18 protein-coding genes are annotated in these 23983 nt (G+C 47.0%); 2 read left to right on the top strand and 16 right to left on the bottom strand.

The genetic code is table 11. The features are described from left to right. Positions 1-10: 10 nt before the first annotated feature. The 12 genes from PQG66_RS16170 to PQG66_RS16115 all read right to left on the bottom strand — a co-directional run bounded on the left by PQG66_RS16170 (position 11) and on the right by PQG66_RS16115 (position 14245). On the bottom strand, positions 11-670 hold the full coding sequence (locus PQG66_RS16170) for an amino acid ABC transporter permease (protein ID WP_272038786.1): 660 nt from the start codon (positions 668-670) through the stop codon (positions 11-13). A 231-nt stretch (positions 671-901) separates the two neighbouring features. Further along, positions 902-1672 carry an amino acid ABC transporter substrate-binding protein gene (locus PQG66_RS16165; protein ID WP_272038785.1) on the bottom strand — a complete coding sequence of 257 codons (771 nt, stop codon included), beginning with the start codon at positions 1670-1672 and terminating at the stop codon, positions 902-904. A 127-nt stretch (positions 1673-1799) separates the two neighbouring features. After that, positions 1800-2363 (bottom strand): DUF4825 domain-containing protein, encoded by a 564-nt coding sequence (locus PQG66_RS16160; protein WP_272038784.1) that lies wholly within the window; start codon positions 2361-2363, stop codon positions 1800-1802. Positions 2364-2365: 2 nt separating this feature from the next. After that, on the bottom strand, positions 2366-3085 hold the full coding sequence (locus PQG66_RS16155) for a permease prefix domain 1-containing protein (RefSeq protein WP_272038783.1): 720 nt from the start codon (positions 3083-3085) through the stop codon (positions 2366-2368). Positions 3086-3088: 3 nt separating this feature from the next. Further along, positions 3089-3442, bottom strand: a complete 354-nt coding sequence (locus PQG66_RS16150; RefSeq protein WP_272039165.1) for a PadR family transcriptional regulator — start codon at positions 3440-3442, stop codon at positions 3089-3091. 208 nt (positions 3443-3650) lie between these two features. Beyond that, positions 3651-5156: an alpha-glucosidase/alpha-galactosidase gene (locus PQG66_RS16145; RefSeq protein WP_272038782.1), complete on the bottom strand. Its 1506-nt coding sequence runs from the start codon at positions 5154-5156 to the stop codon at positions 3651-3653. A 195-nt stretch (positions 5157-5351) separates the two neighbouring features. Further along, positions 5352-6146, bottom strand: coding sequence for a carbohydrate deacetylase (locus PQG66_RS16140; protein ID WP_272038781.1), 795 nt, complete (start codon positions 6144-6146; stop codon positions 5352-5354). A 1-nt stretch (position 6147) separates the two neighbouring features. Continuing rightward, positions 6148-8070, bottom strand: coding sequence for a beta-glucoside-specific PTS transporter subunit IIABC (locus PQG66_RS16135; protein ID WP_272038780.1), 1923 nt, complete (start codon positions 8068-8070; stop codon positions 6148-6150). Between the two features lie 190 nt (positions 8071-8260). Beyond that, positions 8261-9109, bottom strand: coding sequence for a BglG family transcription antiterminator LicT (licT, locus tag PQG66_RS16130; protein WP_272039164.1), 849 nt, complete (start codon positions 9107-9109; stop codon positions 8261-8263). A 243-nt stretch (positions 9110-9352) separates the two neighbouring features. Next, positions 9353-10303, bottom strand: coding sequence for an AraC family transcriptional regulator (locus PQG66_RS16125; RefSeq protein WP_442955111.1), 951 nt, complete (start codon positions 10301-10303; stop codon positions 9353-9355). 306 nt (positions 10304-10609) lie between these two features. Beyond that, entirely contained in the window at positions 10610-13015 is a 2406-nt protein-coding gene (locus tag PQG66_RS16120; RefSeq protein ID WP_272038779.1) for a rhamnogalacturonan lyase, read from the bottom strand. Positions 13016-13261: 246 nt separating this feature from the next. Continuing rightward, positions 13262-14245, bottom strand: a complete 984-nt coding sequence (locus PQG66_RS16115; protein ID WP_272038778.1) for a LacI family DNA-binding transcriptional regulator — start codon at positions 14243-14245, stop codon at positions 13262-13264. Positions 14246-14332: 87 nt separating this feature from the next. On the opposite strand from PQG66_RS16115, the gene PQG66_RS16110 reads away from it, so the two are divergent. Then, on the top strand, positions 14333-15160 hold the full coding sequence (locus tag PQG66_RS16110) for an HAD-IIB family hydrolase (RefSeq protein WP_272038777.1): 828 nt from the start codon (positions 14333-14335) through the stop codon (positions 15158-15160). 137 nt (positions 15161-15297) lie between these two features. On the opposite strand, the gene PQG66_RS16105 is transcribed toward PQG66_RS16110, so the two are convergent. Further along, positions 15298-17739 (bottom strand): glycoside hydrolase family 6 protein, encoded by a 2442-nt coding sequence (locus tag PQG66_RS16105; protein WP_272038776.1) that lies wholly within the window; start codon positions 17737-17739, stop codon positions 15298-15300. Between the two features lie 645 nt (positions 17740-18384). Here PQG66_RS16105 and PQG66_RS16100 point away from each other — a divergent pair. Further along, a complete protein-coding gene (locus PQG66_RS16100; RefSeq protein WP_442955110.1) occupies positions 18385-21192 on the top strand; it encodes a chitinase N-terminal domain-containing protein in 2808 nt (935 codons plus the stop codon). A 233-nt stretch (positions 21193-21425) separates the two neighbouring features. On the opposite strand, the gene phnE (PQG66_RS16095) is transcribed toward PQG66_RS16100, so the two are convergent. The 3 genes from phnE (PQG66_RS16095) to phnC are packed head-to-tail and all read right to left on the bottom strand — an operon-like array spanning position 21426 to position 23886. Next, entirely contained in the window at positions 21426-22238 is an 813-nt protein-coding gene (gene phnE / locus PQG66_RS16095) for a phosphonate ABC transporter, permease protein PhnE (protein WP_272038775.1), read from the bottom strand. Continuing rightward, entirely contained in the window at positions 22235-23092 is an 858-nt protein-coding gene (gene phnE / locus PQG66_RS16090; protein WP_272038774.1) for a phosphonate ABC transporter, permease protein PhnE, read from the bottom strand. Before phnE (PQG66_RS16090) ends, phnE (PQG66_RS16095) begins: the two co-directional genes overlap by 4 nt. Continuing rightward, positions 23089-23886 (bottom strand): phosphonate ABC transporter ATP-binding protein, encoded by a 798-nt coding sequence (gene phnC, locus PQG66_RS16085; protein WP_272038773.1) that lies wholly within the window; start codon positions 23884-23886, stop codon positions 23089-23091. The genes phnE (PQG66_RS16090) and phnC overlap by 4 nt, the downstream gene beginning before the upstream one ends. Positions 23887-23983: the final 97 nt, after the last annotated feature.

Genomic DNA, 23983 nt, shown 5'->3' with positions numbered 1-23983 from the left:
ATTTATTGGATTATTCAAATGAAAACCGCTTTTCCAGCGCCTTGAACAATAACGTAAGTATCAGAGTCATAAGCAAGTATATGACTGCGGCTACAAAAAACGGAATAAGCTGCAAGTCCCGGTTGACCGCGGCTTGTGCAAAATACAGCAATTCAGGTACAGCGACTGCATAGAGTAATGCTGTATCTTTAACCAGAGTTATTGCTTCGTTGGCTGTCGCTGGGAGCACCACACGAATCATCTGCGGAATAATGACTTTGGTCATCGTCTGCCACTTCGTTAATCCAAGCACTTTAGCCGCTTCATGCTGACCTTTGTCGATGGATAACAAACCGCCACGGAAAATTTCCGCGAAGTAAGCCGCATAGTTCAGCACAAAAGCGATTCCCGCAGCTACAACTCGTTCAAACACGAGGTATTCACCAATGACCGGTAATAACGGCAATCCAAAGCAAAAGAATAAAATTTGCAAAAGCAACGGTGTTCCACGCATGACATAGACGTAAATGTGAGCAATCCAGGCCAGTGGTTTAAACCTGCTTCTCATTGCAAGTGTAATCAGAAAGCCGAGCGGTACCGACAAAATAATTGCAACCAAAAACATGATAATCGTTGTCTGCGCACCCTCAAGCATCGGTTTTAAAATGGTTAATATATAGTCCAAACTCATATAAAGTCTCCTCTAATCTGTTAACCCCGCACTCCTCGGAAGCCTATAGCTTCAACGCGGAATACGGGGTCAGGGTTTATGTGAGTGCTGTATCTCAATAGCGAGAACAGTTCACATGTTATATGTCAGGTCATTTCACCTGTCTAGGTCTATTCTCCGAATGAGTGCAATTTCAAGATCTCATAGATCACTTTAGCTTTCTTTTCAGAAATCAATAGTCCGCACTTCAAGTTACTTCAGAACCTTGTCCTCACCTAGCCACTGTGTGGAGATTTTAGCTGCTGTACCATCAGCATTCAACTCATCCAGTGCTTTTTGCAGTTCGTTCAGAAGTTCTTCATTTCCTTTTTTGATCCCGATTCCATATTGTTCTGGCGCCAGGGATTCATCCAGCAGTTTGAAAGTTCCTTCTTCTTTGGACATATAATATCTTGCAACCACTTCATCAATGATGACGGCATCCAGACGTTTCGTTTTCAGGTCGGTCAAGGCAAGTACGTTGTCTTTAAATTCCGAAGTCTTCACTTTATCCTTCAGAGGACTTGCCGCCAGTGCATCTGCAGCTGAAGATAGTGCCTGCAAGCCTACATTCTTACCATTCAGTTCATCCAGCTTGGTAATCGGGGAGTCTGCGAGTGTAATCGCAACCTGACTGTTCTCCAGATAAGGCTTAGTGAAAAGCACTTTCTCTTTGCGCTCGTCGGTAATCGTATACCCGTTCCAGATCATATCGATTCGGCCGCTATTCAGCTCAGACTCTTTGGAAGACCAGTCGATCGGCTGGAATGTTATCTTTTTACCCATTTTCTCCCCAGCGGCACGGGCATAATCAATATCGAACCCAACAATTTCATTCTGCTCATCTCGGAATCCCATCGGAGCGAATTTGTCGTCAATCCCGACAATAATCGTGTTCTCATCTTTGCTTGCGGAGCTGGAACAACCTGCCACAACGATCATACATATGCTGATAAATAATAGTAGAATTGCTTTTTTTCTCATCTCTCGTACCCCTCCATGTCTATAACCAAGCCAAACGCTTTAGTTCGTTACCACGTTATCAGAGTCTTATAATAACATAGCATGAGAGAAGAGTCGAGTATCTTCGACATATTCTAATAATTTAACCCTAAGATTGGTCAACCATCTGTGAAAATGCCTCCTGTGCTTTTGCCGGTTCCACCAGCCTCTGCCGTACTACATCATCCCATATTTCAACGTTTTGCAATGATTTAAGCTCCGTACCAACCCATTGCTGTGCCAGCTCTCGTCCTAACACGATCCGTGTATCCTTGAACTGGTATACGATCTGCTCTAAATTATCAATCAGCACAAAATTCGCAAGCGCGTTATATACGAGTATTCGATCAAGCTGCACGGAATCCATCTCATCTGTATTCAAACTGTAATGGATCTGAGCCGTGAACGTCTCTGGAAATAACTCATAGCCATCTAATCGCTCATGCAACGGAAGATTCTGATTCAGATGGCTGAGATTCGAGAAATTCCCCATATAAGCGTTCTGATATTGAGCCACAGCGGTAAAATCATGGGTCAGCGGATCATCCTGCTCGGCTTCATATCGAACTTCATCTGCAGCAATCTTGGGATTAATGAATCCCTCCACCACCACAAGACCAATTAACCCGATGATAAAAAGCGAAACAATCCATATATTTTTTATGTTTTTCACGTTCATATATTCTCACTCACTTCATATTTGCTAACGATCCGGTATGCACGGTTTACGATCAACGGAACAATAATACTGATTAGTGGCAGGGCAAAAGCAACCAAGATTACAGCCAGTTGATAGGGCCCATCCACCTCAATGGGGCGATTAAACCAGATATTGCTTCCAAATCGTAATGCTGCCTGGGTACCCCAAAGTACAAACATCACAGCTGCCCACAGCCACCATACTCTGCGTTGCCATTGCTTCATAACCGACATACGAATACGCATGGTCTTGTCTTGATCGGAAGATTGGGTTGATTGCTCGTCTCTGTTGAGGTTGTCCCTGTTGCTGATCATATAAAATACATAAGCTACACCCACAATCAGGCTTAAGATGAACAGTAGATTGTTAAGAAGAGCGCCTTCCAGCTTCACTCGCGTAGGAATCGTAACAATCCAGGCAACAAGACTGTAGATCAAAATGGACTGCCATAACGCTGTCCAGTAAGGAACACGTTTCACACGCCGCTGGTCGCTCATGAGTTGTTCCATACCCTTTATATGCTGAATGGCTGTCTGAAAAGCCTGTTTCTCGCTCATGCCCTTGGCCAGATAATCCTCCATCCGTGCCAGAAGATTGCCGCGTATCTCTTCTTTCAACTCTCGATGCTCCAACGTATCCTGAGCACCTGCGAACAAACGATCCAAATGCCGATTAATTCGTGTTTCGAGTGTCATACTTTACTCAACTCCTTGTTCACTGGTTGTAATCATGCAATCAATTAATATTTTGGCCGCATGCCAAGCTTGAACCTGCATCTGGTAGATGTCACGACCTTGGCTAGTAATCCGATAGTATTTCCGGCGTCCGCCCTGTGTCTCTTCTCCCCAATAGGACTCCACGTATCCGCCCTTCTCCAGACGTTTCAGACTGGAGTACAGCGTAGGCTCCTTAAGATCAAACTGCTCACTACTCTTGCGGTAAATCTCCTTAATAATGCCGTATCCATAATTATCTTTCGAGATGAGCACACTCAATATAATCGGATCAATATTTCCCCTAATAAGATCACTGTTGATCATTGGATTATCCATTTTAGCGTTCACCAGCTCTCCTGCTTACTTTTGCCTTTCGTCAAAGTATACTATATGACATATTACTATGTCTGTAAAGGTAATATGTATCGTGCTGTACTCAAATAAAAAAAAGACAAAACAGCAATATTGCTGTTTTGTCCCCGTTTGTTCACCTGCAGTTTTTGTTTACTGCACCACATTAGTTCACTCCACCGTTGCCTATCGCTTACTGCTGCACCTTCTCACGATCTTTTCCTTTATCCGATTCGCCCGCATTTTTGTTGGCGGCTTCCCGGTCTTGTTGCATCTCTTCGACCGTTTTGACTTTCAGGCGTGCAGCACCTTCATATGCCTTCGTTGGAATCAGATTGCCGGCAGCCAGTCTCGCATTGGCAGCGGCAATCGCTTCACCATACTGCGGTAGCCACTGTGCCTGCGCGACGAGCATCTCGTCCACCATCTGCCAGATTTCCTTCGGATTGCAGACTGCCCCCACCAGCGGGTCCATCATAAACGCTTGCCGCAGCAGCTTCTCGTCCCCATGGACTGCTGCCTCGACCGCAAGCCGCTGTACAGATATACTTACGTTGCACACCGCCGCAGGACCCAGTGGAAGATCACCGACATGCGGCATCGAAATACCGTTACGATCCACATAACCCGGCGCTTCAATAATGGCATCATTCGGCAGATTGGAGATCACTCCATTGTTGACCGTGTTGAAATGACCACGGTAGATACGTCCTGTCTCGAGCGCTTCAATAATATATGAACCGTGCTCCTCGCCCCGTTTTTCCGGAATAAATGACATGGGGTCATCCTTCATCCAGTTAGGAAAGTCCGTCTCAAACCAGTTGCGACCCTCGGTACACACGCGCAGATATCCGCCCGTCTCCCCGTTGATCCAGCTCCCCATGTCGATCCAGTCGCCAATTTCTTCAGGACGTTTGCGGTACCATGGCACATATTCACTCAAATGACCGTTGGACTCTGTACTGTAATATCCAAAGCGGCGTAACATATCAATCCGAACTTTCTCGGTACGGCTGTATTCCGGGTGCTTCTCAAAAGCTTCCAGCATACCTTCGGTAAGATCCCTGCCTTCATGTGACGCCTGAATGTACCAGGTCTGATGATTAATGCCCGCACAGATAATATCGACTTCATTCTTGTGCAGCCCGTACACTTCCGCAATCTGATGATGACCATGCTGAACGCCATGACAGAGTCCGATCGTCCGCACTCCGCCATATTGGTTGCATGCCCATGTCAGCATCGCCATCGGATTGGAGTAATTCAGAAGCAGCACATCGGGCGCACTTTGCTCACGAATATCTTTGCAGATCTCAAGCATCTCGGCAATCCCGCGCTGTCCATACATAATGCCGCCTGCACATAACGTATCACCTACACATTGATCCACCCCGTATTTCAGCGGAATATCCACATCGGTTGCAAAAGCTTCAAGTCCTCCTACCCGAATCGTGCACAGCACATACTTCGCGTCTTTCAACGCTTCTCTTCGATCGGTTGTTGACTGAATCTGAATATTCAATCCGTTCTCGCGGATATCCCGCTGACACAGCTCGGTGACCATGTCCAGATTATGCTGATTAATATCGCAGAATGCGATCTCAATATTACTGAACTCCGGTACAGTAAGCAGGTCACGCAACAATCCCCTTGTGAATCCAATGCTACCAGCTCCAATAAACGCCACTTTAAACGACATGTTCATGTCCTCCCGCAATCCAAACCTTCCGGCTTCGGTTAATGACTTGCTTCATGGGTTCATTGTAGCAACGGTAAGATCGAGACCGTTATCAAAATCATGACTTGTTCTACAGCGAGGTGTCCAAAATCCTAACTTTTATTTTCATCTACCTACTATAGATACCTTCTGAATTCTGGAATGAACATGTCACTTCTAAAGCTGGCTATAGCTAATTAGTGTAATCCCTTGTTCCATCACGTACTCCCGCAGCGCTGGATTCATCAATAGAGCCAGGTCCTGCTCACGCTCATCTACTAGAGAGGTAACACTGCGCAGTTCATCATCTGCAAACCCCGGATGACCGGCAATTTCAACAATAGATTCCGTATCTTTATACTTCTCCAGAACACCACGAAACCACGATTCTTGCAGAGTAGGCATAGCCGGATCGCCACATAACATATCTGTAGATCGAATACCTGCCGCATCCGCAATCTTCCCCTTTAATTCCGGAGACAAGATATCATCTCTTCTCATGGGAACGTTATACTCCCGAGCGAGTTCCATGACGATATCAAGCATTTGTGCATCCTTCACACTCACACCATGATGAGTATCCAGATGATTCAAGGTTAGCCCGGAAGCCAGAAACTTCTCGATCTGTGCCTTCAGCTCCGCACGGACTTCCCCAGCATCATAGGATGAAGGAATAAGTCCTGGTTTCCGGTAGAAACGACCCGATTCATCGACGATACTCTGAACAGCCGAAGCTTCCAAGACCGGACTCATGAACGTGAGGTTCAGATGAACTCCCATAGCCCTAATCCCTGCTTCAAGAGCCATGGCACTACTCTTTTCAAAATGGACCGAATTCACCAGCGCAGAGGTATCTGTAATCAGACCTTGTTTCATCCCCTGAAGGATACCTTCGCTCACTCTCATGGTAATCCCATAATCGTCTGCATTGATAATCAGCTTCATTTTGCTTCGTTCCTTTCTCTGTTTCAACTTATGATCGAACGGACAAGAGTCCTTCTTTTACAGCAACGGTGCCTTCTGTCAGCAAAGGTGTGACAACACTGAATTGATCGGAGTTCGTCACGACAACTGGAGTAGTCAGCTTGAATCCTTCTTCCCGAATACGCTCCATATCAAACTCAATTAATACCTGACCCTTCTGAATTCGGTTACCTTGCTGAACCTTCTGTGTGAAGTATTGTCCTTTTAATTTCACTGTATCTATGCCGATATGCATAAGAATCTCGACGCCTTCATCCGAAGTGACGGCAATCGCATGTGCGCTTTTCATCGTTACGGACACCACACCGTCTACTGGAGATACCAACTGACCTTTGGACGGAATAATCGCTGCACCTTTACCCATCGATTCGGAGGAAAATACAACATCCTCTACTTCACTAAGTGGTATTACCGTTCCCTCAAGAGGGCTCACAATCAAGCTGTCTACCACGTTGTTCGTGCTTGCATCAGCCGCATCTTGCTCCACTTTTTCACTATCCGATCCAAGTGTGGACTGCTGATGATTCGAGTTATCGGAGGTATTCCCTACTTCAGTTTCTACAGTACCCGAATCTTTTTTCTTCTCATAGCCAAACAGCACCACGCACAGCGCTCCGACCGCAATCGTAACCAGTATACCAATGATGTACAACAGCATCGGACTCTGAGCTGGCAATGTGAATACATTGAGGAAGAAGTTGAATGCAATCAGCTTCACGCCCAGATACCCCATCAGACCGCCGCCAATAGCCCCGGCTGCCACCAAATAAATGAGTGTTTTGCGATAACGCAGAATGATACCGTATAGAATAGGTTCAGTAACACCTGATAGAATTGCGGACAGGAATGACGAACCACTCAGAGCTTTAAGATCTTTATTCTTCGTTTTCAAGAACACCCCAAGACCGATACCCATTGAAGCCGCAATCGATGTCGCCGCAAGAGGTGTGATGAAGTCTCCACCGGCGTTCAGATTACTCATAATAATAGGCACGGTTGCCCAGTGTAATCCAAGCAATACGAGGAAGGACCATGATCCACCAAGAATAATGCCTGCGATGATCGAGTTACTGTTGATCAAGAAATTAACGATATCACCAATCCATTGGCCTACATACTGTCCGAATGGACCAATTAACATGGCCGTCAACGGTACCATAATAACAAGAGACAGGAACGGAACCGCGAACAGCTGTATATTTCTATGCGTAATTTTCTTCAGGAACTTCTCCAGAACCGCATAGATGCTAACTGCGATGAACATTGGGAACACCGACGAAGCGTAGTTCATTAATGCGACAGGAATTCCGAGAAAATGAGTTGCGCTTCCTGCTGCAGCCAGTGCTGTGAAATTCGGCTCCATTAATGCAGCTCCAATGGCAGCTGCCACATATGAGTTCACATTCAGAACTTTAGCAATCGTAATCCCGAGCAAAATCGGAAGGAAATAGAAGATCGAGTTCCCTGCCGCTGCCAATATAGCGTATGTCCCACTATCCACTGCAATCCATCCTAATTTTTCCAGAACAATTAACAGTGCCTTGACCAGACCTGCTCCGGCGAACACGGGGATTAATGGAGTTAAACTGCCTGAGATCAAGCCGAAGATGGCTGAACGTATTCCCTTCTTTTCTTTGGCAGAACCTTCACCTGATTCTCCTCCGTCGAAATCTCCTTCCTTCACGATATGTTTGTATACCTCAGACACCTCATTACCAACAACGACCTGGAATTGGCCGCCGCTCTCAACTACCTTGAGTATGCCTGCTGTATTTTCCAAACTGCCGGCATCAGCCTTCCCGTTATCGTTCAAGACGAATCTCAAACGAGTCGCACAGTGCGTTAGCGATTGAATATTGTCTCTGCCTCCAACGCGGTCTACAATGTTTTGAGCTAATTTGTTATGATCCATGTTGCTCCCCCCATACTCTTGTACTATCACTACAATTCAAGTCTTACCTTCATCATCATGTACGATGAAAAAAATAAAAACCTGAACTGAAGCCAGTCTACTGACACGAAGTCAATACACAAGCTTCAGCTCAGGTTTCGCCTGCCGAACAGTCACAATCCCTTGATCTATATTCAATTCAGTTATATCTTCATTCTTCTATCTGATCATCCCGGCTGGTTACCCGGTGAATATGAATCATGAAATAAACCATTTCTTCATTCGTTGTTTTCTTCTCGTAATTAATCTCTAGATAGTTCCGAATCTTTCGGGCACACGCATATGCTTCAGGGTACTTGTCCTTCACATGGTCGTATAAAGAATCTCTTTCCTCTGGAATCAATTCATCATGCAGAATTCTGTATGCGAAGTACCGCAGATGTGTGAGAAAACGACTGTAATTAATTGAACTTTCGTCCAGTTTAATTCCGAAATGATATTTCACGATGTTTGCTAGATCGTTAACGATCTTGGTCATCTGATACGTCTGCTTCATATCCTGCCCACGTTGCTGGGCATTGACGAAATGAAGGGCGATGGAACCGGCTTCATCTTCGGGCAGCCTCACACCCGTTTTCTGTTCAATGATGTTCAGCGCATTCAGCGCTACCTCGTATTCAGACGCATAGAATTTTTTGATCTCCCACAGCAAAGCATTCTTGACAATGATCCCTTCGGGAAATCTGCTGAGTGCGAAGCTGATATGATCTGTCAGGGTGATGTAGATGTTATCACTGAATTTAAGCGCAAGCTGCTGCTCAGCATATTCGATGATTTCATTGGATAACTCCAGATGTTCCGTTGGAATCTCGCCAATCAATCCCATCAGTTTATCGGATGTTGCTTTTTCAACCACAAACTTCTTTTCCACTTGGGAAAAATCAATAACATCACTGTTATGTTTGTTATAACCTATCCCTTTTCCCATCACGATCATTTCGTCACCATTGTCATCCGTTAGTAATATGACGTTGTTGTTAAAAATCTTCCTAATCTTGATCTTCATCACCCCCAACTCATCATTTCTTCACAAAAAAAACCTAAATTGAAGCAGTGACATGCAGAACGCTTGTCTACTACGAACAATTTAGGTATCGCCTGCCGAACAGTCACAATCCTATAATATATGATATGAATCTCTAACTTATATAAGACACGTTACTATGAACAAAGAATATCATGATTACCCTTTCAATTCAACACTTAGTTTCTACTTAGGCGTTGGTCTCCGCTCTTACCACGTCTACTCCGGGTACCTCCATTGTGTTCGTTCCACACTAGTCCGATATTGGACAGGTGTCATACCTGTAGTTTTCTTGAATAGCATATGAAAATATGGACGACTCCCCACGCCCACGTAATCTGAAATTTCGGAAATCGGAATATTGGTCTGGTGTAACAACATCTTTGCCTTTTCCATGCGTAACATCGTCAGATATTCGGTTGGCGTCTGCTCCGTGGAATTGCGAAAAATTCGGTGCAAGTATCCCGGATGCAGATTAACCTCAGCCGCTATATCTTTCACCTGTATGCTGCGATCCATATTGTGCACCATGAATTCGATCGCGCGTTTCACATACAGCTCGGTGTGATCCAGTGTACTTCCTTCCATCTCTCCCCGCAGCCTTGCAATCCGAACAAGCAATTGGATAAAGAGAGTGTGCACCAGCGTTCCCTGCTCTGGAGAGGTAAGATTTCGGGCTTCACGTTGAAGCCGCTGATCTAGCTCAAGAACCAGACCTTTCATCGTGTGATATACCTCTTCCGGGTCAGGCAATACAAGATACGGTATTGGACGGGTCAGTAGGGTGTGAACTGCCGCTTCTTCCAGCGCAAGCTGACGAATGGATGGATGCTTAGGGGTAGTACGTGCAAATCCAAATTCGACATTGAGCATCCGGCACGGTACACCGTCCTGCACCAGCAACCGATGGGGAACCCCGGCATCCAGCAAGATGAACTGTCCTTTTTTCAACACTACTTGTTCTGAACTTCCGTCTGCGATCATCACATCTACCCGGCACACCCCCGTAATAATGTACATGATTTCCGTGGAATCATGGGTGTGATAGGCCATCTCATAATCATCCCACTGCTTGTAATAATAGGCGAAAAATTGCGGTCCCCAGTCCTCTGTTCGAAGCCGTTCTTGAAAAAGACTGCCCGAGAAGGGTTGTGCCTGATCCATGACCATCCCTATGACCTCCTTGGAGTTTGATCCCTGCGTCTCCCCCGTTTCTTCTATTGTAACAAGTCTTAAGTCTGTGCGCTGGGTATTAGCTTTATGAATAATCGTTCGCCTCCACAACACACTTGAACTTGAGTGGAAACGGTGAGAATTAATGCTCCACATTCAGACCCAAAAAGCTCTGGAAAGTCCCTCCGTTATCGTGACACAGAAGAGAATCCCAGAGCTTTTCCAGAGCCTTTTTTCAGAGCTTATCTAGAGCTTTACAGAGCATTTTTCAGCCATTTCGCAACCTATTTTGGACAACACGTGCTATTTGTTGAGCAGCGTAACCTTTGACCAATCGATATCGGATGCCATGTAGAAGGACGGATACGATGGCTGGTTATATCCACTGTTCTGTCCAGCAATGCCCACGCGATACATGGCGTCATGCATCAGCGTGTATAACTTGCGATCTGTCTTCTCGGTGCTCAGATAGATCCGGATCGCTGAACTATCAGCCGTACGCACCAGCATCTCTTCCCGCCAGTCTCCAAATACATCAGCGACCAGCGAAGGTGTACCTTTCGTATGATTATTCGTCAAGGTTCCGCTTGCGGTCAGCAGAGTGCCACGTTTCCAGTCCTTAATCGTAGGCGTAACATCAATAGCACCGTCTACGATTTGGGTGGTCATATCGGCGGCCCAGCGAATACTCATATTCGTTCCGGGTGCCTGATCACTTATTTTTTCACCCTGTGCTGTCCATAAACCAACAGCCCATGTCTCCAGCCCTCGACGAGTTGGTTCGATATCCCCAACCATACCTCGTCCGGTATCTTTACCCGTATATCCGCCATAGATTACTTTCCCGGTCTTCGCATCACGCAAGGAGTAACCATACGGCGCCCAAGGGCCACCCTCATGCACCATGAATATTTCCAGCCCCGGGCGATCCGGGTCGATATCTGCAACATGTAGCGCGTCCCCATGTCCCAAACGGGCGATCGTTCCTGGTGCAGCACTCTCAGGCGGCATGACATCTGTGGAGCTATATAACACACTTCCATCGTGATCAATGGTAGCCGAGCCGTAGATGATCTCCTGTTTGCCATCACCGTCCACGTCAGCGACACTGAAATAGTGTGCACCTTGTGTTGTAATAGAGCCGTACTGCGGGTCTGTTCCATCTACACCATGCGGCCCGTCATTAAACGGATTTTTCATCGGTGTCCAACCGCTGTCTACCATCCATTCTTTCTTCAGTTTCTTGCCATCCCAGTTGTAGGCCGCCATGGTAGAGCGAGTATAATATCCACGTGCAAAAATTGCAGACGGTTTCTTGCCATCCAGATAAGCGACCCCTGCCAGGAAACGATCTACGCGGTTTGCCGGTTCAATGCGTGCCATCGCATAATCGCCCCACATCAAACCGTCATCATGACGTTCCGGTTCATACGGGACGGTCTGCAGTTCTTTTCCCGACTTGCCTTCAAACACCGTGATATACTCTGGCCCATCGACAATAAAACCTTCGAACTTGCGCAGTTCATTGCGATCGCTCCGCTGCGGTGCGTATACATCGATAAAGTAGTCGGCCAGGCTCTCCGCATCTTGCTGGGATAACGGATAGTTGTACTTCTTCTCTATTCCGAATGCCTCTTCCAGAGTCGCAGGCCAGTTCCCTTTCACAACCTCTTCGTGTTTATGCCAGTTCTTGAACATATCGACCACATGGTCGTGGTACCCCTCTGCACTGAGGCGATAATCATCCTCGTTAGTCACCCCTGCTTTGCGATCTTCCTTTGGCAGTGTGATGTACTTCTGTGAGGTGGGTTTGCCCTTTTTATTATATTTGATGATTTGCGTACCCGGAGCGGTCTTGAACATCAATTCAGCCTTACCATCTCCATCAAAATCATAGACAAGCATCTGTGTATAATGAGCACCCGCACGAATGTTAACCCCGAGATCGATCCGGTACAGTAATTGTCCATCTAACGTGTAACAATCAACGTAGGTGTTGCCGGTGTATCCCTTTTGCGATACGTCCTTGGCATTAGACGGGTCCCATTTAACAAAAAACTCGTACTGACCATCTCCGTCCACATCACCAACACTCATATCATTGGCAGCATATGTGTACGTTTCACCCACCGGTGTCATACCATCAGCCGGCTTTTGCAAAGGAATATCGACGTACCCGTTCGCCCAAGGCTTGACAGATGCGCTGCGTTTGCTTTCTTTGCCTTTGCTGTTCACGGCGGCAACTTCATAACGAGAAGATGTTGTACCTGCGCTGTCCACATAGTTCGTACTATCTGTGACCGTTGCAATTTTTTTGCCATCCCGATAAATGTTAAAATCCGTTCCGGTCAGTCCCTTGTCGCTGTATCCTGTCGCTTCTTCCCCAAGCAATCTCCAGCTTAGAAAAACACCTTCGGATGTGGAAGCTGCAACAAGTCCACGATCCAGCTTCTCCAGTTGAGCGCCTTTCCCACGGCTGGCCCCCTTATCTTGGGCATACATATTCGCTTCCATCGCACCGCTCCCTTCCGCTTGCGAAGCCTTTACTCCGCTGATTCCAGCAGATCCGCCAAGGATCAAAGCCAGACTGAGTGCAGATGAGAACACTTTGAACGCAAAAGGTGCTCGGAATGCTCCTGTCCTTCTTATTCCTGAATTCGGCCCTGAGATAGGCCTTCCATCTACCGGTGTAGTTCTTTTCAAATTCATCTAGCTTCACGCTCCTTTTGTTATAATGTTTGCGCTTACATAAATGAAAAAAAGAAACCTGGATACCAGGTGGCTTAGCTCGCTCTATCCCTTCTTCTGTCTCCAGGAATGAATACTGGAACAAGCCTTACCACCCATCCGGTACTATTATAGACATCCTCTTCTTCTAACCATAGGTAAATATCCGATCAAAATAATGAATAATCAGTGTAGATGCAAAGGAGATGATTAGCCCCATAAACCAAATTATCCGGATTGCCGAATAATAAGGGAAGTTTTATACGTTCGCACGAGAGGAGTGGATCGTATCCCTTCTAACCTCTGAACGAGGCATTCTGTAACGTCTTTGGTCATTTCCGGGATACAGTTGGGTATGGTCGTTAACTCCGGACTAGTCATCTGACCGACAGGATGATTGTCAAAGCCGATCACAGACACTTGCTCCGGAATAGAAACTCCATGCTTCTCTGCTGCCTTTAATAACCCTGCAGCGACGTAATCACTGCCTGTTATGATTCCATCAGGCCATGTTGCCGAAGCAAATAACCGTTCCCCCCACGCATAACCATCCTCCATCGTAATCAGCCCCGAGTGACACTGTGATTCTAAGCATGGTTCGCCTGAATCTTGAAGTGCTTGCTGAAATCCAAGCCACCTTTTTTCCTGAAGTAATGTTTTGTGGTCCATCCCAAACAACAGACGGCGCCGCCCTTTGGAGAGCAAATAGGCCGTTGCCTGATACACCGCATCCTGTTCATCCAACCGGAACACATCCAGGAACTCCCCCTCCATCGCTTCGTTGCAGATGATCGCAACACCTGTGCCTATAAACTCTTGTATTTCTTTCTCGTTGTAATGCGAATATACAACAATAACAGCGTCAATCTCTCGGCACCGTAACCTGGCATATACTTCACGCTCATATTCTTGAGAATACTCGGTTTGGTATATGACCAGCCGATAACCTCTGGAACTCAAGGAACGACTTAATGCACTCACCAGTTGGCTGAAAAAAGGATGCTCTACATCCGGGATAAGTACCCCGATATTGCGACTCTCCTGAAGACGTAGCTGAACGCCATGTAAGTTTCGAACGTATCCAAGCTTTTGGACAGCCTCCATCACCTTTGCCCTGCTATCTTCAGACACATGCGGATGATTGTTCAGTACCCGGGATACAGTTGATTTGGACAGACCGCACGCACGGGATATATCAATAATAGTTGGCAACAACAACACCTCGTTATAAAGATTTGACCTGGGAACGTTCCCAGCTTCTAAGATATACATAACGAACCTTAGGAGGTATGACAGCACATGGAAACGATCCACATTCCAGTTCAGACCGAGTATTTGATATTATTTGATTTTGATGAGACGTATTTCCCTCATGATTGTTTGCCAGAACAGCTGGAGAGAGTATACGAAATGGAACAATATATGAAGACATTGACATCACGTCATCAAGTCAAGACAGCCTGGATTACTGGAAGTAGCATGAAACAGATTCAAACGAAAATGAAAATGGCAGGCATGACCTATCTTCCTCATTTTATCGCCAGCAATCTGGGAACCGATCTGTGGGAACTCCGTTTAGATGGAACTTGGGACGTAATCCCTCCCTGGCAACAGAAGATTGACAGCTCCGGGTATTCCCGCAGAGTTGTTGAGGATCTTATCGCCGAATTAAAATCCATGTACAATATTGTTCTTCATGAACAAACTCAATTCGGTCAATCCGGATACAAAATGAACTACTACTATTATGCAGAATCCAATGTTAAAACTCAGTATGATCTGCCTATAATCCAACATCTAGCCTCCAGTTCGGGGATGGGTATCAATATCAATCAATGCAACCCTAAAGCTGGTGATCCCGAGGGTGCTTACGATGTTGATTTTATCCCGTTAGGTACGGGAAAAAAAGCTGCCGTTCAATTCCTGATCGACTATAATCAAGTGCCTCCCTCTAACACCTTTGCCTTCGGGGACAGCGGGAACGATATTGAAATGCTTCAATCCGTAGCTCACGGGTATCTCCTGCAAAATGCTACTTCTGAAGCCAAAGCATACCATAAATCTATTGCTCCGTATCCCTACGCCGAGGGCATTTTGCATGTATGTAGACAGTTTTTCAAGGAATAATGGCCCTTCTATATCTGGATTGGATATCTATCTTGCTCGCAAACGAACCCTATTAAAAAACCGCCGTCTCCCCTTAAGGGAAAACGGCGGTTTTAATGCTTACCTTGAACGTAATACGTAATACTTACCCAGAAACGTTATGGCTCAATTCCCCATACGAGGCTGCCATCTTGATAGAGCGTGACTTTATCCCAGTCTTGATAAGATGTCTTGGTTGAATCAAAGGAATAGTCATCACTCTCGTCAAAGTTAGACCAGTCTGTTTTGTACATCCGAAGTTGAATATCGCCGGACTGTCCACCAGCAGCTATACTTCCTGCGCCGGATTTAAAGCTCAGCTCAACATATCCATCTCCGAAGGTACGCTCGATGTTGGCAGCGCCAACGACAGCCCAGTCAATTGCGGAATCCATTGCTGCTGTACCCTCTTTGGTGAAATAATACCGGAGTTTCAAGTCGCTCAAATCAACAGCGGCGCTGCCCAGATTTTTGATATTAAACAACGGTCTGATCTGGTTATCTGTGGCATTGGTATCTCCTGCACGATATTGCACCACCAGATCACTTGTCGGCGCTACGACTCCCGCCGGAGTGGCAGAAGCGACAGCAGAATTCGCACTTTGTCCTGCTGCATTCACTGCACTCACTACATAATAATATGTGGTGCCATTCGTCAGTGATGTGTTCGTGTACGACGTTGCCGTTACGTTGGATGCAATCGTTGTGAATGGACCTGCAGCAGTCGCTGCACGTTTCACATTATAGCTGGTCGCACCTGCGGAGGCTGTCCAGGACAGGCTCACCTGTGCGTTGCCAGGAGTTGCAGTCAAAGCCGTCGGAGCCGCCGGAGCTGTAGCTGCAGCTATTGGTGTTGCCATCGCAGCTGCCGAGTTCACACTCTCGCCTGCTGCATTACTTGCTGTCACAACATAATAGTATGTTGTACCATTGGTTAATCCCGTGTTCGTGTATGTGGTTCCGCTGACATTCGCGGCAACCGTTACAAATGGTCCAGATGCTGTCAAAGCACGTTTCACCGTATACTTGGTGGCACCTGTCGAAGCCGCCCAGGTCAAGGTCACTTGAGCATTACCTGCCGTGGCTGTTACAGAAGCAGGAGCTGCTGGTGCTGTGTTCCCACCTGGAGGGTTGCTTCCTCCGTTCTCAGAAAGTACTGGGAACGAGTTCTTAACCAGTTGTACAAACTGATCATGGAACCAGTGGCCTGATACCGGTGCGTTAGGCAATGCACCTGTCAGCACACCGTCCTTCGTTGTATATGTCGGATCACACATCCGGTCAAAGCCTTTACCTTCATTGTTTGGAATCTCAGAACTGGAGCCATCCGATTCACCAGGAGGTTTTACCCATACATAAGCGTCCAGATGTGCAGGTCCTGGAGCCGCCTTAGGCACTTCACCGATTCCTGCTCCGCTTGCATTACACCAGTTGCCCCGGTGCTCCCGGCGATCCACACGACCGGAATTCACATAATCATTGATATTGTTGCCTATGGCTGTGGCCGGACGATTCTCCCCGCCCCATCCGTTACGGCTGGTATCAATCAGGAAACCGGTGCTCGCTGGCCATCCTGCTTGTACGAAATCTGCATACAACTTCGCTGTGAAATCCGTTTCGTCAAAATATGGATTCCATTCATAAAATTTGGCTGAGCGGATCGGTTGCCCACCGACGTTCAGATCCGGATTGGACAGGTTCGGTTCAGCAAGTGGTGTCGTATTGGCGGTATTTGTGATAAATCCATCTGCACTGCGAAGTCCACCCAATGTTCCGCCGACCACATCTGTATAAAGAGCTACTGCTCCTGAACGGTTATTGTCCCAGCCAAGCCAGCCTGAGTGGCCGATATCCAGATAGTTGTATACGTTTGGAATTGCATGTAGCTTGTCCAAAGCATATTGGACCCCAGCTTCGTAGATCCCCGTGGCCGCAGCCTGACCACAAGCTGGCGTGCTAAGATTAGTCACCAGGTTAGGAAGACTGTCCGGCTCGATAATGGTGACAATGCGAATGTCCTGATATTTGGGATCAGCAAAAATATCCGCGATGACATCAATATAATCTGTTTTATAGGTCTGCAAAGCGGCCTGGGTTAAAGGGAGCTCCCCGTTCGACGCAAGGGCATGGCAATCCCGGCCTGGCAAGTTATAGATAACAAATGATGCCGTTATAGGTACGCCAGGTTTCTTCTGGGCAAGCACCGCATCCAGATGCTCCTCCACACTCTTACGGCCGGCATTATCTGCACCACCGTAGATTGCTGCAATCCGGTCAATCCATACCGCTGTTGGATAGGATTTCACCGTCTCCATCTTGGCCTTCAACGAGGCATCATTGGTAATTGCAATCGAGGTATCTACAAGTGCAGCGTAGTCCTGGTTGATATATGCCGTAGCACCCACAAACGGATTGTCAACATGCGCCTCCGCTGCCTGTGTCACGCCTGGAGACATTCCCGGGAAAACGCCTGCCGCAAGCAGCGCAGCTGCCAGCACTTGTTTTACACCTTTACGCAGCGTCTGCTTACCTCTTGATTTAGTTTTCAATGTTTTCTTCATAGTTCCACCTTTCCCTTATTTAAGATTGGATTGAACTCATGTCAGCTGTTTCTCCTGTGTAGAAGCAGGATGCATGGCACAATATGCATGATCGAACGAGTGTGTTTCAATCACCTCCATTAATTCAAAGGGCTAGATTAAATACAAAATAAACGTCGGGTGTGTTCGGTAGAATTGCAATGTGAGTGTGTGTGGGGGTGAAATCAAGAGAGTATACTGTGGTGGTGTAGTTGCTCCATGTGATTGGGCTTGAAGAGTGAAGAAAAATGTTGAATCCAAAATCACCTTAACCGTAAGCGCTTACTTCTTTGTCTTTTAAAAAACTGGATTGTCTGACTATGGGTTGAGGTTACTACCTGTTCACCTCCTTATAGTGTGATTATACGACATGTAAATATTACTGTAAATTGAATTATATAAAATTTATTATATTTTTTTCCACCGAAAAAAGAAGGATTCTGTCCCTCTTCGTCATAACCGAGATCGCTTTCGATATAAACGATTCAAAATACCTATCCGCATGCCATAATACCTAATTTTACAAATATCGATCTAATTTTTACATTTTGTTATGACAAAGTGAGATTTTCATGTGGTAGAATATGGACGAACTTATGAATCAACTATTTTTTGGGAGGGATTTGGTTGGGTAAATTGACACGCTTGCGGGGAGTCTGGTTAAAATCACTCCTGGCATTATCTATGGCTTTGCCACTTCAAGTGGGATTATGGAACGGAGATGCTTCGGTTCATGCAGAAGGACCAACAGATCCAGCTCCATTCATTCAAGCCAAAGTAGTTAACGAAAATGCCGGCAAAAAGGTACTATTCGACAATTCGCATGGTCAGACGGCTGGAGCAGCAGACTGGGTCATTGATGGCGGCTTCTCCGACTTCGCGAACGCTCTCGCCAGTGACGGTTATGATGTGAAAGAACTGCGCAAAACCACTCCTTTTACCTATGACGACCTGAAAGAGTACAACGTATTCGTTATAGCAGAACCACAAATCCCATTTAAAACGTCTGAACAGGCAGCATTGAAACAATATGTAGAATCCGGTGGAAGTATCTTCTTCGTGGGAGATCACTATAATGCCGACCGTAACAAAAATCGCTGGGACGGCTCCGAGGTTATCAATGGATACCGCCGCGGCGCATATGAAGACCCCGCCAAAGGGATGAGCACAGACGAACGTAACTCTGAAGCGATGCAGAACATTACCAGCTCAGACTGGTTGTCGGACAACTTCGGTGTACGCTTCCGTTATAATGCACTCGGCGACATTAATGCTAATATCATCGTGCCGGCTGATCAGGCATTCGGCATTACGGAAGGTGTATCTGCTGTAGCGATGCACGCTGGCTCTACCCTTGCAATCACGGACCCCGAAAAAGCCAAAGGGATCGTATACTTGCCAAAAACGAACGCCAAATGGAATAATGCCGTAGATCAGGGCGTATACAATGGCGGCGGTATTGAAGAAGGCCCATATGTGGCTGTATCCAAACTTGGTGCAGGTAAAGCGGCCTTTATCGGTGATTCCTCCCCTGTGGAAGATGCATCACCAAAGTACTTGCGCGAAGAGACAGGCACACGCAAAACGACATACGACGGTTTCAAAGAAGCCGATGATGCTGTATTACTCGTCAATACCGTAAACTGGCTGGCGACACAAGAAAACTACACTAAATTGTCCGAAGTAGCCGGCCTTAAACTGGATACGGCTACAGCTCTGCTGCCTTTCGAGGAGCCTGCAGCATCTACAGAGCCGCAAGCTGAACCTTGGTCTGCACCAGCTGCTGGATACAAGTGGTATGATCGTTCTACGTTCAAACCAGGCTCTTATGGTGGTCCAGCATCTAGCGCCAACGCAGCTTATAGCTTCGTGAAGCAAGATACGCTGCCTAATGCAGAAGACTTCCAGATTCGTGTAGTGGTTGAGAATATGCCGCCGAACACGACGGTCTCCGGTTATAGTGCTGGTATCTATCTGGCAGGCGGAACCCAGGTAGCTATGGTTCAGAATGATAACGGAACATGGCCAACTTCTTACGGATACAGCGCTGCGTTCAGTGTAACATCAGATAGCAAAGGCCGCGCAATTAAGGATCTGAATGTACGCATCAAGCCGGGCACGAATGGGAATGCCAGCTTGCGTCTGCGTCTCAATGGTAGCAACCTGATCACGAATGCGGTAAGCATCGCGAATGTGCCTGCACAACCACTGCCGGAAGAAGAAGGCCCGATCCCAGCAGCGATTACTGTTGCTGAAGCACGTACCAAATCCATCGGCACAACTGTAACCGTTGAAGGTGTAGTAACAACGAAACCGGGTTCTTTTGGCGGACAAGCCTTCTATCTTCAGGATGATACAGCGGGAATCTACGTATTTCAGCACACCAGTGGGTTCGATGTAGGGGACAAAGTAAAGGTGACTGCACCAACAACAATTTATAATAGTGAGTTTGAGTTAACTGATGTGGTTGCGATTGAGAAAACGGGAACTGCTGCTGTTCCTGCTCCAACTCTCGTTACAGCAATCAATGACACCAATCAAGGTCAACTCGTTCAATTGAAAGATGTGACCATCCAGAACATCATCAGCGCTACACCTGCCGGTTCCTTTGAATTCGATGCGGTAGCTACTGATGGTACAAGTACTCATGTACGTGTGGATACACGTACTGGTTTGAACGAAACATCCTTCCCTTATGTGGCTGGGGACAAACTGGATATCACAGGCATTTCGGCTATTTTCAAAGATGTATATCAATTAAAGCCTAGAAGCTTGAACGATATTGTGGCTGCTGAAGAACAAGGTGGAGGCGAGGAGCCTTCTACTCCAGCTGAAGGAGCGCCGGGCAAACCGTATCTTTCTTCTGATAGTGGATATTCGACAGGATTGTCGGATGGTTCATTCAACGTTAGCATGAATCTGTGGTGGGGCGAGAACGCAACCGAGTACAAGCTGTACGAGAACGGTGTTCTTGTAGATACGCAGACGTTAACGGCAGCTTCACCTTCTTCCCAATTTGCTAAAACGGAAATTAAAGGCAAAGCGAATGGAACATATACGTATGTTGCCGAGTTGATCAATGACAAAGGCACTACTCACAGTGACGAGTTGACCGTTCAAATTGCCAATGCTGCGCCAGGTTCAGCTGTATTGTCTCAAAACAACTGGGATGGCGATGGCAACTTCACCGTAACGATGAACCTCTGGTGGGGCACCAACGCAACCGAGTATCGTCTGTATGAAAATGATGTACTGATCGATACCCAAGTCTTAAACGCTGCAACTCCTTCTGCTCAAACGGCGAAGACCGATCTGAGTGACCGTACGAACGGAACGTACACGTACCGTGCCGAGCTTGTGAACGCTGCTGGCGTGACGAGTACAGAAACGATTACGGTGCAGGTAAGTAAAGCAACCTTGCCTTTAGCAAGCTAGTTTTGCTGTAAGTTTAGGCAATGATAACCGAAACCACTCCGCCCCGGGGAACAGGCGGTGTTGGTTTCGGTTTTTTTTGTTCTATGAACAAAGAAATCAGGATATGGAGATCAGGCCCATAACCCCTCTACGTGTGTGAAAATAAAATCATCAAAGAAGCAGCTCCATGCGAATGCACGAGGCTGCTTCTCATCGTTGATTATGGATCGAGACGGTTAACGTATTCCTCCCCTCTACACCAGCTTCTTCCGGATATACCCGGAGATCAGGTCAATAATCGTGATCATCACGATTATGCCGAGCAGGATAATACCTACACGTGGCCAGTTTCGGGTGCTGAGTGCAAAGATCAGCGGCGTTCCGATCCCACCTGCTCCGATGACGCCGAGGATCGTGGCAGAACGCACATTGATCTCAAACCGATACAACGTATAGTTCAGGAAGCCCGGGATAACCTGCGGCAGAATGGCAAACCATAACTGCTGCATTCGGGTCGCTCCGGAAGCGAGTAACGCCTCGGACGGGCCATAATCGATATTTTCAACCTCATCCGCGTACAGTTTACCAAGCATACCGATGGAGTGAAGTCCAAGGGCGAGCACCCCTGCGAATGATCCGGGGCCTACCGCTTTGATGAACAATAGGGCCATAATGATCTCGGGAAACGTACGGATGAAACTAAGCATCATTTTGCCCGCACCCGAGATCGCCCGATGTCCACTCATATTGCGTGCAGACCAGAAGGCAAATGGAATACAGAGTACGGCAGAAATCACGGTACCAAGCACAGAGATCGCTAGCGTATCCAGCAACCCGCGCAGCAAATCCTCACCTTCAGGTAAATAAACAAAATCCCAGTCAGGCGAGAATATGCCCGCGATGATCGCTTTCATAATCTGTCCGGCGGTTTCCTTGAATCCGGTAAAAGGCACCCCCGCTAGAGCCCACGCATAGACCAAAATTAACAACAGAATAATGATCCAGCGCATCGGATTTTTACGTGGTTTGGGTCTTGGCCGTATACGGCTTGCTTCATTTTTCATCATAACAATTTCTCCCGCAGCTTATTGCTCACATAGTCGATAATCAGAACGATGGCTAGTGTGAAAATAATGATCGTATTCGTCTTGTCATACTCCAGGAATCCGAGTGTCGCTTCGTAATAGAGCCCGATCCCTCCCGCACCGACTAATCCAAGAATGGCGGCAGCGCGAACGTTTATCTCGAATGCATACAACACATACGATGTGAACTGGGCAGCCAGCTGCGGTACGACACCATAAACAATAAGCTGGATTCGGTTCATGCCTACCGCGGTCATGGCTTCAAGCGGTCCTTTGTCAATCGTCTCCAGTGACTCATACGTGAGCTTGGCGATCAGTCCTACCGAGAATACAGCCAAAGCGAGAATCCCCGGAATCGGCCCCAGACCAAACACAGCAACAAACAAAGCTGCCAAAAGCAAGTCAGGGATCGTACGAATCAGGTTCAATAGAAAACGTGCCGGATAATAGATCCAGCGGCTCGGCATGAGATTGCCTGCACAGATGATGGAGATCGGAATGGCAAGAATGGCACCAATCGTTGTTCCGATCAAAGCCATACGGATGGTCTCCAACATGCCCTGCACGATATTGTCAAAATAACTCCAGCGAGGTGGAAACATCTCCTTCAACAGCTTCCACATCTCCGGTCCACCTGTAAATAGTTCTGTAAAGCTGGCATCCGTTTGCTTGGCACTTGCCCACAAGAGCAACACGATGATGACTAGCGTTAGCAAATGTTTCGTCTTCCCCGGTGGTTTGGGACGATTCACGATTTGTCTCGGGTTGGAACCAGGTTCCTTGCCCGCACCCGTACGTCCTTCATGTTCAAGTGAAATATTGGTTTGTCCTTTCATACCAGCACTTCTTCCTGCTCATGCACAGCCTGCTTGTCCAGCAATTCATCCGCCAGAATCGGTCTGCCATAGATCTCAGCAAAACGCTCATCCGTCGCCTCTTCCACCGGACCATCAAATACCACTTCGCCTCCCCGCAAACCAACAATCCGTGTTGCATACTCTCTCGCAAGGTCAATAAAGTGCAAGTTAACAATCGTTGTAATCCCAAGCTCCTGATTAATCCGTTTTAGGTCATCCATAACCTGTTTCGTCGTCAGTGGGTCAAGGGAAGCGACCGGCTCATCCGCGAGAATAATTTTGGCTTCCTGAGCGAGTACACGGGCAATCGCCACACGCTGCTGCTGTCCACCAGACAACTGATCTGCACGAGAATAGGCTTTCTCCGAAATATTCACCCGATCCAGTGCGTCAAAGGCGAGCTCGACATCCTCTTTCGGAAAACGACCCAGAATGGTACGAAGTGTAGAATGATATCCCACCCGGCCCGCCAATACATTACGCAATACACTGGAGCGTTTCACCAGATTGAAGCTCTGAAAAATCATGCCGATATCGCGCCGAATCATGCGCAGGCGTTTGCCTTGCGCTCTCGTGATGGAGCTTCCATTGATCAGTATCTCTCCCTCACTAATATCATGCAGCCGGTTGATGGAACGCAGCAGTGTAGACTTGCCTGCACCAGACAAACCAACCACTGCAATAAATTCACCCTGCTTGAATTTTAAATTGATGTTATCGAGGCCTTTCGTGCCGTTCGCATACGTTTTGGTCACGTTGTGAAGCTCAATCATCGCGTTAATCCTTCTTTCATCCATAGAATTTATCTATATAAGTTGAACTAAAGATGATTTAAACGGGCACTTCGATGACAGAATAACCTTACAATCG

Source organism: Paenibacillus sp. JJ-100 (assembly GCF_948329825.1).
Lineage (GTDB): Bacteria > Bacillota > Bacilli > Paenibacillales > Paenibacillaceae > Paenibacillus.
Note: the sequence above shows the minus strand (reverse complement) of the source record. Positions and strands in the feature narration are given on the sequence as shown.